The sequence below is a fragment of the Bifidobacterium apicola genome (assembly GCF_042846865.1).
Classification (GTDB): domain Bacteria; phylum Actinomycetota; class Actinomycetes; order Actinomycetales; family Bifidobacteriaceae; genus Bombiscardovia; species Bombiscardovia apicola.
The window spans coordinates 951929-967820 of record NZ_BAAFQQ010000001.1; the positions used below are offsets into that span (position 1 = coordinate 951929).

The 15892-nt window shown below is 62.1% G+C and carries 9 protein-coding genes and 1 pseudogene; 4 read left to right on the forward strand and 6 right to left on the reverse strand.

The annotated features are described in order from the left end of the window. Position 1: 1 nt before the first annotated feature. Positions 2-895 (forward strand): annotated as a pseudogene (gnd, locus tag ACGG9J_RS04030) (phosphogluconate dehydrogenase (NAD(+)-dependent, decarboxylating)); the annotation flags it as partial. Positions 896-1232: 337 nt separating this feature from the next. Here the strand turns inward: gnd and gndA are convergent. From gndA to metG, 5 genes are all read right to left on the reverse strand, one after another. Continuing rightward, positions 1233-2699: an NADP-dependent phosphogluconate dehydrogenase gene (gene gndA / locus ACGG9J_RS04035; RefSeq protein WP_390133848.1), complete on the reverse strand. Its 1467-nt coding sequence runs from the start codon at positions 2697-2699 to the stop codon at positions 1233-1235. Positions 2700-2811: 112 nt separating this feature from the next. Next, positions 2812-5133, reverse strand: a complete 2322-nt coding sequence (locus ACGG9J_RS04040; RefSeq protein ID WP_390133850.1) for a KUP/HAK/KT family potassium transporter — start codon at positions 5131-5133, stop codon at positions 2812-2814. Between the two features lie 175 nt (positions 5134-5308). Further along, entirely contained in the window at positions 5309-6265 is a 957-nt protein-coding gene (locus ACGG9J_RS04045) for a TatD family hydrolase (protein ID WP_390133852.1), read from the reverse strand. A gap of 233 nt (positions 6266-6498) precedes the next feature. Next, positions 6499-9519 carry an HAD-IA family hydrolase gene (locus ACGG9J_RS04050; protein ID WP_390133854.1) on the reverse strand — a complete coding sequence of 1007 codons (3021 nt, stop codon included), beginning with the start codon at positions 9517-9519 and terminating at the stop codon, positions 6499-6501. A 224-nt stretch (positions 9520-9743) separates the two neighbouring features. Continuing rightward, complete coding sequence (metG, locus tag ACGG9J_RS04055; RefSeq protein WP_390133856.1) at positions 9744-11615, reverse strand: methionine--tRNA ligase; 1872 nt, start codon at positions 11613-11615, stop codon at positions 9744-9746. A 429-nt stretch (positions 11616-12044) separates the two neighbouring features. Between metG and ACGG9J_RS04060 the strand changes: the two genes are divergently transcribed. Then, entirely contained in the window at positions 12045-12521 is a 477-nt protein-coding gene (locus tag ACGG9J_RS04060) for a hypothetical protein (RefSeq protein ID WP_390133858.1), read from the forward strand. Between the two features lie 161 nt (positions 12522-12682). Then, positions 12683-12991 carry a variant leucine-rich repeat-containing protein gene (locus ACGG9J_RS04065; protein ID WP_390133860.1) on the forward strand — a complete coding sequence of 103 codons (309 nt, stop codon included), beginning with the start codon at positions 12683-12685 and terminating at the stop codon, positions 12989-12991. On the opposite strand, the gene rsmI is transcribed toward ACGG9J_RS04065, so the two are convergent. Then, positions 12955-13908, reverse strand: coding sequence for a 16S rRNA (cytidine(1402)-2'-O)-methyltransferase (gene rsmI / locus ACGG9J_RS04070; protein ID WP_390133862.1), 954 nt, complete (start codon positions 13906-13908; stop codon positions 12955-12957). The two genes, ACGG9J_RS04065 and rsmI, sit on opposite strands and share 37 nt — an antisense overlap. A gap of 227 nt (positions 13909-14135) precedes the next feature. On the opposite strand from rsmI, the gene ACGG9J_RS04075 reads away from it, so the two are divergent. Beyond that, positions 14136-15692, forward strand: coding sequence for a dolichyl-phosphate-mannose--protein mannosyltransferase (locus ACGG9J_RS04075; protein WP_390135305.1), 1557 nt, complete (start codon positions 14136-14138; stop codon positions 15690-15692). Positions 15693-15892 lie beyond the last annotated feature (200 nt).

Below are 15892 nucleotides of genomic sequence, written 5' to 3' on the forward strand. Positions count from 1 at the left end.
GAGAGGAACTGACATTATGAAGATCGGCATGATCGGCCTGGGACGCATGGGCAAGAACATGGCAGACCGTCTGCGCACCGGCGGCCACCAGGTGGTCGGCTACGACATCGCTCCAGACTCGGGCAGGGATGTGGACAGCCTGCAGGCCCTGGTCCAGGCACTCGAGACCCCCCGGGTGATCTGGGTCATGGTACCGGCCGGCAAGCCCATCGAGTCCACTCTCGATCAGCTGGGCGAGCTGATGGAGCGCGGCGACCTGGTCGTGGATGGGGGCAACACCCGCTTCACCCAGGACCAGGAGCACTCCAAGGCCCTGGCCGCCAAAGGCATAGGACTGGTGGATGTGGGCACCTCCAACGGCATTTGGGGCAAGGAGAAGGGCTACGCCCTGATGGTCGGCGGCTCGGACCAGAATGTGGCAAGGATTCAGCCCATCCTGGACACCTTGAAACCTAGGGGCGACTACGGTCTGGTCCACGCGGGAGGAACCGGCGCTGGCCACTATGCCAAGATGGTCCACAACGGCATCGAATACGGGATGATGCAGGCTCTGGCCGAAGGGTATGCGGTCCTTGAAGCCTCCGACCTGATCGAGGAGCCGGGCGAAGTGGTCGAATCCTGGCGCAAAGGCTCGGTCATCCAGTCCTGGCTGCTGGATCTGCTGGCCCAGGCACTGAAGGAGGACCCGCACCTGAGCAAAATCGCCGGCAAGGCCGACGAGACTGGCGAAACCAAGTGGATGATCGCGGACGCCCTGGAGCTGGGAGTGCCTACACCGGCGATCACCTCGGCTCTCTATGCCCGTCAATCCTCCAAGATCGAGGACCCCATGACCATGAAGGTGGTATCCGCTCTGCGCAGCGCCTTCGGCGGCCACCCCATCGTCAAGGAGTGACCAGTTCCCGGATCGGGTACCAGTAGGATTCCACCTGCGGACGGACCTGTGCCAGGCCATGATCCAGTCATCCCGGCCTGGCACACGGGTGATGCATGCAGAGGCGCCCCGTAGCCGGATCAGTTTTGAACAGCACCGACAAGGACGACCTGGACCGCAAGCCGTTGGATGCCCTGCTGGCCCGTTTGCAGGTAAGCGGTGAAGCTCAACCTTCCCCACCCGGACGACTGTCGGTTGGCGGTCTGGAAATCCACAGCCGACATCCGCTGACAGAGTGACGAGAGGGTCCGCACAGCAGCTAAAACGGCTGTGCGGACCCTCTCGATTCTGGCGAAGCTCAGTACTGCTTGATCTCGGACTTATCCTCGGCCCAGAGGGTGTGGAAAACGCCTGACTGGTCCACACGCCCATAGGTGTGAGCGCCGAAGAGGTCACGCTGGCCCTGGATCAGAGCGGCGGGGAGCCGGTCGGAACGCAGTCCGTCGTAGTAGGACAGGGAGCTGGCGAAAACTGGAATGGGGATGCCGGCCTTGGTGGCGCTAGCCACGACACGCCGCCATGAATCCTGGGCCTGCTCAACCGCCTGCTTGAAGAAGGGGTCGAAGAGCAGGGAACCCGGCTCACGGCCAGAGGCATAGGCATCGGAGATCCGATTCAGGAACTTGGCCCGGATGATGCAGCCGCCACGCCAGATGCGGGCGATGGCACCCATGTCCAGTTTCCAGCCGTAGACCCGGGCGCCCTCCTGCATCTCGTTGAACCCCTGCGCATAGGCCACGATCTTGGAAGCGTAAAGCGCCTGGCGGATGTCCTCAATGAAGGACTTGCGAGCCTCGGGGTCGGCAGCCAGGTCAGCCATGACAGCCTTGGGCTGAGGACCTTTCAAACCCTCCTGGGCCGCCTGGGTGCGCAGCTCGGGCGAGGAGGAGAGTCCGCGAGCAAATACGGCCTCGCCGATACCAGTCACGGGCACTGCAAGATCCAGTGCGGTCTGCACGGTCCAGGTGCCGGTGCCCTTCATGCCGGCCTGGTCGGTGACGATGTCGATGAAGGGCTTGCCGGTGGCAGCATCGGTGTGATGGAGCACCTCGGCGGTGATCTGCACCAGGTAGGAGTTCAGATCCCCCTGGTTCCACTCCTCGAAGACCTGGGCGATGGCCTCGGGCTCCATGCCCAGGCCCCTGCGCATCAGGTCATAGGACTCGGCGATCACCTGCATATCGGAGTACTCGATGCCGTTGTGGACCATCTTGACGAAGTGGCCAGCGCCGTCGGTGCCGATATGGGTGACGCAGGGCTCGCCATCGACCTTGGCGGCAATGGACTCCAGGATAGGCCCCAGGGTCTTCCAGGACTCATCGGTTCCGCCGGGCATCATGGAGGGTCCCAAGAGGGCGCCCTGCTCGCCTCCGGAGACGCCGCAGCCTACGAAGTGCAGCCCACGTGCCCGGATGGCCTTCTCCCGGCGGATGGTGTCCTTGAAGTAGGCATTGCCGGCATCGACGATGATGTCTCCAGGCTCCATCAGGTCGGCCAGGTCATTGATCATCTGGTCGGTGGGGTCCCCGGCCTTGACCATGATGATGGCCGTGCGGGGCTTGGTCAGCGAGGCCACGAACTCCTGCAAGGTCTTGGCAGGAACGAAGCTCCCTTCCTGGCCATGGTCGCGGATGAGGGTCTCGGTGCGCGAATAGTGGCGGTTGTAGACCGCTACGGTATTGCCGTGCCGCGCCAGGTTCCTGGACAGGCTGGCACCCATGGCGGCCAGACCCACGACTCCGATATTGGCTTGAGCTTGTGTCATCACATCACCTTTCGACGGTAGCCCGGAAAGGCCGGGCACCAGGTTCCATGCCGTCAATTCTATGGCCCGGGCCCGATTTGGGCCAGAATCCATAGGGTGAGATTCCACTCATTCAGTCCTTGTGGCGCTTGCCGCCCTTGATCTTGCGAGACGGCAGGACCACGCGCGTCAGCTTGGGAACCGCCCGGGTGGAGACGAACAGGGGCTGCACTTCCACAATGGGGTTGTAGGGAGCCAGGCCGAACCACTTGATCGGCGAGCCCGCCACTTTGCGGATGGCATACTTGACCTTCAGCGAAAAGGCGCCGCGGGAGTCGATCTTGGACTCGGGCATCAGGGCCTTGTGGACCAGCACATAGGTGACTGTGCCGATCTGCGGGTCCTCGTCCACCTTGGGGTAGATGGAGGGCTGCTTAGGCAGCTCGCCGCTGTCGATCAGCTCGTGCATGATCTGGTGCAGATAGGTGGCCACATTCTGGTCCACCTTGAAGCCCAGCCTCATGCGCACACGGAAGAGGTAATTGGTGCCGAAGTTCTCCACCGAATACTTGCGAGTGTAGGGGGCATCCGTGGTCTGGACCGAGACCGCCCACCAGGCCCGGGCTCGCTTGGGCCGGTTGGCAAAGATGGAGAAGAAGATGTCGGTGTCCAGCCGCCGCATCTCCGCATCCGAGGTCAGATAGACAAGGTTGTCCGCATAATAAGGAACGCGGAAGTCGTTGTGGAGCATCTCCAGGGCGGGCAGGCACTCCTTGGCAGTCATATGCCGCCGTTGCGATCGCTCCACCTTGGTGCCCACATCCCAGGTGTACATGATGTAAAGGATGGCTGCGGTCAGCAGCATGGTGAACCAGCCGCCGTGCATGAACTTGGCCATGGAGGCCATGAAGAAGAGGATCTGGATGGCCAGAAAGACCAAGGCGAAGAGCAGGGAAAGCGCCCGCTTGCCGTCATGCCAGATGTAGTCGGCCAGCAGGACGGTGGTGGTGATCATGGTCACCGTCAGGGCCAGTCCGTAGGCGGCCGAGATGTGCTCGGAATCCTTGAAGATGGCCAGCACCGTCAGCGTGGCCGCGCACAGGACCCAGTTGATGGTCGGAATATAGAGCTGGCCGCGGGTGCGCGCCGGGTAGCGCACCTGCAGATGGGGCATCCAGTTGAGGCCGGTGGCCTCCGAGACCATAGTGAAGGCGCCCGTGATGAGGGCCTGTGAGGCGATGACGCCGGCCGTCACCGACAGGATCACCGCCACGTACCGCACGGTGGTAGGCATCATCTGGAAGAACGGGTTGAGCCCATCCACACCCTGCAGAGCCTTATTGTCGCGATTGCGCAGGATCCAGGCCCCCTGGCCGAAGTAGTTGAAGACCAGAGCGATGTTGATGAAGGGCCAGGTGGCGTAGATGTTGCCACGGCCCACATGGCCCATGTCGGAGTAAAGGGCCTCGGCTCCAGTAGTCGACAGGAAGACCGTCCCCATGATGGTCAGGCCTACCGGGTTCTGCGGGCTGAAGAGGAAGCGGATCCCGTAGACCGGGTTCAGTGCCTCGAAGATGGACCAGTCGTTGCCGATGCAGTAGATGCCGATCAGGGCCAGGAAGGCGAACCAGACCATGACCACGCTGCCGAAGACCTTGCCGATCCGCTCGGTTCCGCGCGACTGGACCGCGAACAGAATCAGGATGATCACGAAGGTGATGACCATGGTCAGGTTCCCGTTCTCACGGAAGATCGGAGCCAGGACGGGGATGGTCTTGAGGCCTTCGACTGCCGAGGATATGGAGACCGCCGGAGTCAGCACAGAATCAGCCAGGAAGGCTGCACCGCCGACCATAGCAGGGATGGCCAGCCATTTGCCATAGTGCCGAACCAGGGTGTACAGGGCGAAGATGCCTCCCTCGCCCTTGTTGTCGATGCGCATGGCCACCAGAACGTATTTGACCGTGGTGATCAGCGTGATGGACCAAAAGACCAGGGAGAGCATGCCCAGCACAGCCGCCCTGTCCACACGGGCCATGCCGCCTTGCCCGGCCACGAAGGCCTGCATGGTGTACAGGGGCGAGGTGCCGATATCCCCGTAGACCACGCCCAAGGCCACAATGCACATGCCCAGACTGATCCTGTCAGGCGAGGACTGCACCCGTCGCCACCAGCGGCCCAGAGGCCCCTTTGGCGGGGTACGGCGACGCTGAGCCGCCCGTTGAGCCTCGCGTCGAACCCGCTTGAGCTCGTTCTCCTCCTCCCGGGTACGGGATTTAGCCGAGATCTTGGGAGCCTTGGTGAAGCTCTCTGGAGGCAGTATCGATTCTTTCGTCAACCGGCCCTTCCGACGGCCCGCCGTCGGCTTCGCCGCTTTTTCACCGGATAACCGGGGTGGTTCGTCAGCGCCCCTGCCATCATCCTGAGCCGCCAACTCATGCCGCTCATCCGCCATAGAGCCCTCCATAGGCCAATGCCTTCACTCATCTACTTCCGGGTGCCGCATGTTGCTGTTTGCGCACACGTGCGACGACAACCGTAGCACTCTCCCCCCACACTCGGCAGGAACGATTCAGACCGCGACACATCATAAGCTTAATCCTGGTCTGGCACCGTCCGTCGGACATTCCTCAGAGCCCGTAAACCCGGCGCGTAGTGACTGCCGTTGCCCGGGCCACCTGTTCCAGGGGGCAGTCCAGGGCATCGGCCATGGCGCGCAGGGTGTAGGGAATCATGTAGGGAGAGTTGGTGCGTCCCCGGTAGGGCATGGGGCTCAGATAGGGCGCATCAGTCTCCACCATGATGTGATCCATGCCGACTACGGACAGAGCCTGGCGAATTCCCTCGTTGCCCTTGTATGAAACCGTTCCCGAAAAGCTCAGGTACCAGCCGTGTTCGGCGGCCGCCTGGGCCATCTGTGCATCACCCGAATAGGAGTGGAAGACCGTACGCTCGGGAGCGCCATCCTCCAACAGGGTCTCGATGACCTGCCGATGGGCGTCACGGTCGTGGATCTGCATGGGCAGATTGAGCTCCTTGGCTAGGGCGATGTGATCGCGGAAGGCCTGCCGTTGAATCTGTTCGGCCCCCTGTCCGGTTCGGAAGAGGTCCATGCCCGTCTCCCCGATGGCCACCACCTGGTCGGGATATGCGCGGGCCAGGCGGGCGACCTCCTCAAGCGCCTGCTCGAAAGAAACCTCATGCCAGGGCTGGTACTTCAAGGGCAGTCCGTCCGGGCCCGGCACCCCTCGATGGCCATGCAGGACGGCCTCATTGGGATGGATGGCCAGGGCCGCGTGAACTACCCCGGGATGGGCTATGGCCAGGTCCACAGCCGTCTGCAGGTTGGGCAACTCGCAGCCCACGTCTATGGCGCCGACCACGCCCACGGCCCGGGCCCTTTCCAGCTGCTGGTCGACTGTGCGGACGGGGACCGGATCCTGCCCGCGCTCCCTGGCCTGCCGATCCATCTCCTGGGTGAAGGGAACCACGGAGGCCATGTGGGTGTGATCGTCGATGACCCCAATGCCTTCGGGCAGCGGCTCGGGGTCGGGAGCCCAGCTGCGGTCGCGATGATGCTTGCTCATGGTCCACAGTCTAGGGACCTGTACGGCCCAAGCCGCCGCTGACGCGGACGGTCGGGCCCGTCAACCTTTCTGTGTTTATGGAAAGCCGTTCCTGAAGCTGCAGACCCACGCGAGCATGCAACTTTCAGTTCCAGCCGTCCACAATCAGCCTGGCAGCCGCCTAACTCATTGGAAACTCAAGCCGGCGTCACCTCAGATTCCAGACACATCGAGTCCAGAGAAGAAGGTCATAGTCATATATGACGAGGATGCCCCTGAACCAGAAGATCCAGCTCAGGACCTGACAAGCGCTTCAGATCGACGCTGTCTGGCGTCACGGCAACCTGGAATCTTGTACCACGCACCTCCAACTCATAGGTCAACGAGCGCCAGGACGAAGGCAGGCGGGGGTCGATGCTCAACCCGGTTCCACCGGTGTCCCGCAGGCCGCCGAAGCCGCAGACCAGGCTGGACCAGACGCCTCCGCAGGCGGCCAGGTGGATGCCATCGGTCGTGTTGGCATGCAGGTCGTCCACATCCGTAAACAGAGACCGACGGAAGTACTGCATGGCCAGCTGGTCATGCCCTACCTCGGCGGCGAGGATGGACTGGGAGGCTGCCGACAGGGTCGAATCCCCGGTGGTCAGCGGATCGTAGTAGTCGAAGTCAGCCCGTTTCTGCTCCGGCGTGAACCAGGAGCTGAGCAGGTAGAGAGCCATGACCACGTCGGTCTGCTTAAGCACCTTGTGACGGTAAATAACCAAGGGGTGATAGTGCAACAGCAGCGGCCTGGCAGTGAACCTGTCAAAGTGCCAGCGTGGCCGCTGCATGAACTGGGCATCCTGAGCGTGGACCCCCTCCTGATCGTCGAAGGGGACGAACATGGCCTCGGCTGCGCTGGACCATTTGTCGACCTCCTCCTCGGCAAAGTGCAACCTTTCGCGTATGGTGCCGACCAGGTCTGGGTGCTTCTCGCGCAAGTGCTGATAGGCCTTGTAGGCGGCCAAAAGGTTGAAACGGGCCATCTGGTTGGTGTAGAGGTTGTCGTCGACCAGGACCGTGTACTCGTCGGGGCCGGTCACGCAATGGATATGGAAGCGGCCGTCCTCCTTGTAGCGCCCCAGGCTCATCCAGAGACGGGCTGTCTCCACCAGGATGTCGATGCCCTCAGCCTGAAGGAAGTCTTCATCGCCGGTGACCTGCACATACTGGGCCACCGCATAGGCGATGTCGGCATCGATGTGGTACTGGGCCGTGCCCGTAGGGAAGTAGGCAGAGGCCTCCTCGCCGTCGATGGTCCTCCAGGGGAAGAGAGCGCCGTTCAGGTTGAGGGCGCAGGCCCTGCGCCTGGCGGCAGGCAGCATCAGATAGCGGTAGTGAAGGACGGCTCTTGCCCGAGCAGGCGCTGAATAAATCAGGAAGGGGAGGATGTAGATCTCGGTGTCCCAGAAGTAGTGGCCGCTGTAGCCGGACCCGCTCAGGCCCTTGGCTCCCACACCGTTTTCGATCTGCGCCGTGGACTGGGCCAGCTGGAAGAGTTCCCAGCGCACCATCTGCTGGGTACGACCGCCATCGTCGGTCTGGATGAGGATATCCTGACGCTCCCAGAACCGGTCCAGCCATTCTCGCTGCCGCCGCTCCAGCTCCTGCAGAGAGAGGGTGCTGACCTCCTCCAGCCGATCGCGGCAGTCTTCGACCAGATTCCTGGTACCCTCGCCCCGGGTCTGCACGACCAGACCGTTGCCACTGGTGCCAGCCGGAAGAATAGGATGGCTGCGGTAGACGGCGTAACGCACCAGATGGGTGGAACCGCCCTTGGGCACGTCCATGCGCCATCCGGAGCCCTCGACAGGCCGGCCGTCCCTGAACTGTCGAACGCCCAGGGCCAGGCTGAGCCGTGAATTATTGCAGCGGAAGACCCTGCAATCAGCACTCAGCTCACCGTAGACCGCATTGTCCAACACCTCGTGGATTCCACAGCCGTCCACAAAGGTCGATTTGCGGGGGTCGCTGGAGTTGACATGACGGGGGTTGTCGGCATTGACCGGCCCCTCGACCACCACAGCCATATCCCGGTCGGGCGACTGAACAGTGAGCGTACAAACGCTTAGGCTGCGGTCATACAGGCAGACCATGCGGGTGAGCACAGTCTTCAGATGGATGCCATGACCCAGATCGTACAGATTAGTGGTGGTCGCGATTCCGGTTCGGAAGTCCAGACGCTGAGTGGTCTTCTCCGGCCGACCCAGGGGCAGCCCCTCCACCTTGAGGGTGAAGTCCGAAGCATCGGGCACTCCCTGAATCAGCTGGCCCACCTTGGCATATCCGTAGGCGCTCTCGGGATGGGCTATTCGGAAGGTGTCATGGAAGCCGCTCAGGAAGGTTCCGTTGCCCAGGCAACGTTCCCCGCCGCCTTCGCCCCTGATGCCGACGGAGCCGTTGGTGACCGAAAAGACCGTGGCGCTGACGGCGTCGGGCTGACCGATCTCGCTCAGGCCCCAGTCTTCTATAGGGAAGCGGTCCTCATCCAGACCGGGGTCCTTCCCCTGCCCATGCTCGCCCGCATCATCGTCGATCAGCTCGATCAGCTGGTCCACCACCAGATCCGCGCCCGCCTTGAGCAGCTGCTCACGACCAGCGCCCCTGTTCACGCCTACAACCAGGCCAAACCTGCCGGCATGCCCGGCGGCCACGCCGGAGAGGGCGTCCTCGACTACAACGGCATCCTCATTGCGCAGTCCGAGCACCTTGGCCGCATAGGCGTAGGTGTCCGGGGCCGGCTTGCCCTGAAGACCCATCTCGTCCTTGAGGTTGCCGTCCACCACAGTGTCGAAGTATCCTGCGATTCCAGCAGCTTGGAGGACCTGGGCCGTGTTGCGCGAACTTGACACTACAGCCAGACGCTTCTTTTCAGCGCGCAGATGTCGAAGCAGATCCACCGTGTCCGGGTAGGGATCAATGCCTTTTTGCTTCAGCATCCGCTCAAAAGTCATGTTCTTGCGATTGCCGTATCCACAGACTGTATCCAACTGCGGATCGTCATCGGGGCTGCCCCAGTCCAGCTCGATGCCCCTGCTGCGCAGCAGGGCGTCGACACCGTCATAACGGGGTCGTCCATCCACATAGGCGTAGTAGTCCTGTTCCGTATAGGCCGGGACGTTCCCGGGCAGGACCTGATCGAACAATGCCTTCCAGGCGGCCTTGTGCAGGATGGTCGTGGGCACCAGCACCCCGTCCAGATCGAAGAGCACACAGGCGAATTGGGCAACCTTCATGGTTACTCATCCTATGGGTCTTCCATGACGAAAGAACCCGGCGGTTCTGAGAACCGCCGGGCGAGAAGAGAGAGAAGAAGGGGTTAAGTTATCGGGGTCGCATGACCCCCATCGGCCAGTACCTCAACCGACAGAACAAATATAACCGGCTCTACCTTGGAGAAAGTGCCCGAAAACCTCAAAGTTCTCTGTGAATCACAAAATGGACCCGGGCGCGTCGATCGTCACTTGCCCTGGGCGTCAAGCTTGGCCTGCTCCGCCTCGAAGCGAGCGCGCTCCTTAGCCTTGCGGCGGTCCAGCTCCTCCTGGAAACGGTCCAGCTCCTCCTGCACGGCTTCCTTAGGAATGCGCGGGAAAATGGGTGTGGGCCGATCGATTGGCGTACCGTCCTTGAGGGGCTCGCGTGACCAAGGATGGACAGTCTCTCCCAGCCGGTAGTCACCGGTGATGATGGGATAGTGGAAGTCGGGCCGATCCAGATCGTCAACCTCCTGGACGCGGGGCAAAGGCGAGAAGACGCCCTCGCCGCCCATGGTCTCCCAAACACGCTGAGAGGCGTGGGGCAGGAAGGGAGCCAACATGGTGTTGGCATCCAGCACGGCCTGGGCTGCGGTATGCAGGACGGCAGCCAGACGGTTCTGGTCGTCCTTGATCTTCCAAGGCTCCTGGGCAGAGATGTACTTGTTGATGTCGCCCACCAGGGCCATGGCCTCGACCAGGGCGGCCTTCTGGCGATGGTGCTCGATCAGGGACCCGACGGTATCGAAGGCTTGCAGGCTGCGGTCCAGCAGGGCGCTGTCCTCCTCAGTCAGCCAGGACTGCTCGATGGCTGGGATGCTGCCGAAGTCCTTGTTGAGCAGGTTGGCCACGCGGTTGACCAGGTTGCCCCAGGATGCGGCAAGCTCCTCGTTGTTGTGCCGGACGAACTCCGCCCAGGTGAAGTCCGAGTCCGAGGTCTCCGGTCCAGCGATGGAAATGTAGTAGCGAACCGCATCGACCGGATAGCGTGCCAGGATGTCCTTGACGTAGATGACAATGCCCCTGGAGGAGCTGAACTTCTTGCCCTCCATAGTCATGAACTCGCTGGCCACCACCTGCTCAGGCAGGTTGAGCTCGCCATAGGAGCCCGGCTGCCCGCCCTTGGACCCTTGGCCGTTGTAGGCCAGAATCTCCGAGGGCCAGATCTGCGAGTGGAAGGTGATGTTGTCCTTGCCCATAAAGTAGTAGCCCAGAGCCTTGGGGTCGTTCCACCACTTGCGCCAGGCTTCAGGGTCGCCCTGGCGACGGGCCCACTCGATGGATGCCGACAGATAGCCAATGACGGCGTCAAACCAGACGTAGAGCTTCTTGTTGGGATCATCGACCCATCCGTCCACAGGCACGGGAATGCCCCAGTCGATGTCGCGGGTGATTGCTCGCGGCTTGACCTCCTTGAAGAGTCCCAGAGAGAAGTTGAGCACGTTGCTGCGCCAGCCTTTGCGGGTCTTCAACCAGGCCAGGTTAGCCTCGGCCAGAGCGGGAAGATCCAGGAAGAAGTGCTTGGACTCCTCAAACCGGGGCGTCTCCCCATTGATCTTGGAGACAGGGTTGATCAGCTCGTCTGGATCCAGTTCGTTGCCGCAGTTGTCGCACTGGTCGCCGCGAGCGCCGTCAGCGCCGCAGATGGGGCAGGTCCCCTCGATGTAGCGATCGGGCAAGGTCCGGCCGGTGGAGGGCGATATGGCCACCTTCTGCTGGCCCTCATAGATATATCCGTTGGCACGGCACTGGCGGAAGAGCTCCTGGACCACCTTTTCGTGATTGCCGGTCGTGGTTCTGGTGAAGAGGTCATAGCTGAGCCCCAGATCGCACAGATCCTTGACGATGACCCGGTTGTAGCGATCAGCGATCTCCTGAGGGCCCACACCCTCGGCGTCAGCCTCCACCAGGATAGGAGTGCCGTGCTCGTCCGTGCCCGAAACCATAAGGACGTCATTGCCCTTCATACGTTCATAGCGTGCATAGACGTCCGAGGGGACGCCAAACCCAGCGACATGGCCGATGTGACGGGGCCCATTTGCGTAGGGCCAGGCAACGGAAACAAGGATATGACTCATACCAGCAAGATTATCGGCTTCGGCCTACAATCCCCCTGCTCGTCCACAAGACAGCTAGCGAACAGTCGGATTATCCACAAGTACACAAATTCAGCCCGCCCTCAGGCAAACCCGGACCCGACCATTTACAGTCAAACCATGAATCGAGAACACGTCCTCGGGGGAGCGACGTGGACGCCTACCACTGCCCCTGGCGCCAGCCGCACCCTTAGAGCTACAACAAAGCCGCCAGGCAGAACACAGCACGCCGACACTGCTCAGCAGCGTTTCGGCCCGCGATCCGGAGCAGCGCCAATGCGCACCCGCTGCCGTCCACCTACTACTAAGCTTGAGATCTCGGCCCCCGATCCCAAACCGCTGCCCAGCCTGATACAAACCGGAGACCTACCCGGCCCGCTCAGCCTCAGCCTGCTGGTGAATGAGGGAATCGTGACCTGTCTGGACCGATCCTGCTGCTACTTGAACGAACAGGCGGAGGGACTCTACGGACGTGCCTCCATCGTCATGCCCATGGTTCCTTACGGAGCAGCAGCGTGCGGCGGGCTGGCGCTCTGGATATGGATCAACGGCCGTTTCCCTGATGCCCTGGACATCATCTCCAACTCCCACTTCCGCACACCGGTTCACGGCAGACCCCTGCGCCCCCACCAGCGACAGCTGGATGCCCACTACCTGATGAGACTGGGGCGGCTCTGGGTAACTTCGCCGCTCTGGACCGCCTGCGATCTGGCCTGCGATCCCTCTGGCCGATGCAACGGGGAGGATATCATGGCAGTCCTGCATGAGCTCATGGAGCGGTATCAGGTCAGCTGCGGATCCTGCGAGTCGCTTCTATCCTCCAACCCGCGGTGGCCCGGGCACGCTCGAGGGCTGGAGACCATAAGACGACTCAAGGTGCTCCTATGAATCCGCCGATGAGGAACAGCAGAGGAGGGCACGGCGCTCATCGAGACCGGGGCCGAGGCAGGAATCGAGTCCGGAACCGTCGTAGACCCTCCGCAACTGAACGCATAGCCCGGCTCATGACTGCCATCAATAGCCGGTCGCGTCCTTCAAAGGGAGACGCTTTGAACCGTGGCGAACCCAATGACCTCGAACCGATGACTGACAACCGCACCCCACCGCCAGAGCCTCCCCTGGTGCCCACGGCACTGATGGCCACAGATCTCGCGACCGACCCGAGCATCCTCTGGACCATCGCCCGAGAAGAGCCCCGGCTACGTCGGTGGCTGGTGGCCAATCCTGCCGCCTCGCCAGCCCTGCTGGAGACCGTCTCCCAGCTGGGTGGGCCCGGCGTGCGCAGAGCACTGGAGGTGCTGTTGGATGAGGGGGGCGGGAATCAGTCATCCTTAGCCTCTTCTACAGCTAAGGCATAGATCCGCTTGCGGTTGGGCAGGCTGCCATCAGCCAAGGGATGCTCGGCAGCCACCTGGGCGATGGCCTCCTTGAGCCGCAGGCCCTCGGATCGGGCCAGATCGCGTGCCAGTACTGCCAACTGCCGGTCATCCATGGCATCGGGATCGTTGCGTCTGGCCTCCAAGGCTGAGGCACCGGCCACGACCAGGACCATCTCTCCCCGGGCAGGCTCCTCCTGAAGGGATCGCACAATGTCGCCGATGGTGCCCCGTCGTATCTGTTCATGCTCCTTGGTCAGCTCCCGGCAGAGTGCCATGAGCCTGTCGGAGCCGAAGACCTCATGAAGGTCCTGCATAGCCTGATCAATGCGGTGGGGCGTCTCATAGAAGACCATGGTCCGCTCCTCGCTGCGCAGGGTGCGCAGATGCCGCAACCGCTCCTGATGCCGACGGGGAAGAAACCCCTCGTAGCAAAAGCGGTCGGTCGGCAGGCCGGAGAGAGCCAGAGCATCCAGCACGGCACTGGGACCGGGAGCGCAGGTGACCGGTATGCCTCGCTCGATAGCCCGTCTGACTATGGCCATGCCTGGGTCGTTGATGGTGGGCATACCCGCATCTGAAACCACCAGCGCACAGGCTCCGTCACGAACCTGATCCAGAATGGGATCAGCCATCTGCCGCTCATTATGGTCGTGATAAGCCATCACCCTGCCGCCTACACGCACCCCCAGCCGGTTGGCCAGATCATAGAGCCGCCGCGTATCCTCCGCAGCCACTAGATCCGCAGACTGCAACAGCTCCACCAGGCGTGCCGAGGCATCAGCGACATTGCCGATAGGCGTAGCCGCCAGCACCACCGTTCCACGTGAAACACTGAGGGGAATCTGCTTCGCCTGGCACTCTGAGCCCTGCATATGTCCATCACTCCGATCATTCATGCTGATCATGCCTTCAGTATGGCCTAATCTAGGGGTTAATGACATCTTCGGTAGGGCTTTCTTTGCAGCATCGCTCCTCCAGACACGGTCGGCACGCCGCCCCCCGGTCCGGTCGCCCTGTCATGATGTCCATCGTCAGCACATCCGAGGGTCGGCACACTAAGAAACGGGTGGGCTGGACCTCCCGGCTCTCTTATCGGCAGAAGAGCTGGATAGCCTGCATACTCATGGCGCTTCTGGGGGGACTCCTGCGGCTGGTTCGGCTGGGCAGCCCCCGAGCCATCGTCTTCGACGAGACATATTACGTCAAAGATGCCTGGACCATGTTGATGACCGGCGAGCCACGCGACTGGCCGAAAAAAGCCGGCCCGCTCAACCTTCCCATCGACCAGGTCTTCGCCCAAGGGCACACAAGCGGCTGGCTGCCTCAGGCCGAATACGTGGTTCACCCGCCGGTAGGCAAGTGGTGCATAGCCCTGGGTCTCAAACTGTTCGGAGGAGCTGGCAACCCTTTCGCCTGGCGAGCGGCCACTGCCCTGGCCGGCACCATTGCCATTCTGCTGCTCGGCCGCGTAGCCCTGCGCCTCTTTCACAACCTGCCCATCGCTCTGACGGCCGGTTTCCTTATGGCCATCGATGGTCTGGGCATCGTCATGAGCCGTACCGGCCTGCTGGACAACTTCGTTATGATTTTCGCCCTGGGAGCCTGGCTATGCCTGATGGGCCATCGGGACTGGGCTCGGGCCAAGCTGCGGCAATCCTGGGCCAGGGATCAGGCTGATTTCCGTCTGCACTACCGGGTCAGAGTTGTTCAGTCGCCAGGCCGCCAAGGGCGGAAAAACCGAGTTGAGCTGCCTGTAGCCACCACCGGTCCTTTCATCGCTTGGTCCTGGTGGCGGACCGGCGCCGCCCTGCTGCTGGGCCTGGCCACCGGCACCAAGTGGTCGGGCGCTTACTTTTTCGCCGTCTTCGCTCTCATTTCAGTGCTCTGGGACGGGTGGGAACGCCATCAGGCTGGATACGGGTTCTGGCTGCAGAGCGCGGTGTTCAAAGACGGGCTGCCGGCGGCCTTGCTTATGATCCCGGTCTGGGCAAGCACCTACCTGGCATCCTGGACGGGATGGTTCCTGCACGGTGATTCCTACATGCACAGCTGGGCGGCCGAGCACCCTGGCCAGGGCCTGACCTGGCTGCCGGAGGGGCTGCGTTCTCTGGCTGAGTACCACCGGCAGATGTGGCACTTCCACACCACCTTGCACACCCCGCACCCATATATGGCTAACCCTCTGACATGGCCTCTGCAGATCAGGCCCACCAGTTTCTACTGGCAGAAGATCAATGGTTTCCCTGGCCTATGCGGATTGGCCAGGAATTCCCCCTGCGTGGCAGCCGTCACCTCCCTGGGCAATCCCATGACCTGGTGGCTGGGCAGCATCTGCATGGTCCTGGCCATCGTCATCGCCGTCGTGGTCAAGCACGGAGATTGGCGGATCTGGGGGGTACTAGCGGGCATGCTGGCTGGCTGGCTGCCCTGGGTCCAATACATGAACCGGACCACTTTCACCTTCTACTCCATCGTCATCCTGCCCTGGATGATCCTGGCAATCTGTTACGTGGTCGACTGGCTCAGGCAGGGCTCGGATAGCATCCTCTACCGGCAGACCATGATTATGGGCCTGACCCTGCTAGGCCTGACATCAGTCTTCTTCTACCCGCTATGGACCGCCATGCCCATCCCCTATGACTTCTGGCGCATGCACATGTGGCTGCCCAGCTGGATCTAAGACGAAGGAAATAGTCAGGCATGAATGCGCGACCACCTTAGGCCTGCGTCTGTATGCCGTCTTCTCAGACAGCTCGATTGCGAATGGTCTGCGCGTTCCGCAGACCAAAATCCTTCCAAAGCTGCTCTTGGATGTCGCAGCTGCCAGAATCTGCTGTAGTCGCAGGTGCGGGGGTATGACCGCCATTACCACAGCCCAGA

Coding starts and splice junctions, on each gene's coding strand:
- rsmI (WP_390133862.1), bottom strand. CDS start 13,908: ATGAATGATCGGAGTGATGGACATATGCAGGGCTCAGAGTGCCAGGCG.
- ACGG9J_RS04075 (WP_390135305.1), top strand. CDS start 14,136: ATGGCGCTTCTGGGGGGACTCCTGCGGCTGGTTCGGCTGGGCAGCCCC.
- metG (WP_390133856.1), bottom strand. CDS start 11,615: ATGAGTCATATCCTTGTTTCCGTTGCCTGGCCCTACGCAAATGGGCCC.
- ACGG9J_RS04050 (WP_390133854.1), bottom strand. CDS start 9,519: ATGAAGGTTGCCCAATTCGCCTGTGTGCTCTTCGATCTGGACGGGGTG.
- ACGG9J_RS04045 (WP_390133852.1), bottom strand. CDS start 6,265: ATGAGCAAGCATCATCGCGACCGCAGCTGGGCTCCCGACCCCGAGCCG.
- ACGG9J_RS04040 (WP_390133850.1), bottom strand. CDS start 5,133: ATGGCGGATGAGCGGCATGAGTTGGCGGCTCAGGATGATGGCAGGGGC.
- gndA (WP_390133848.1), bottom strand. CDS start 2,699: ATGACACAAGCTCAAGCCAATATCGGAGTCGTGGGTCTGGCCGCCATG.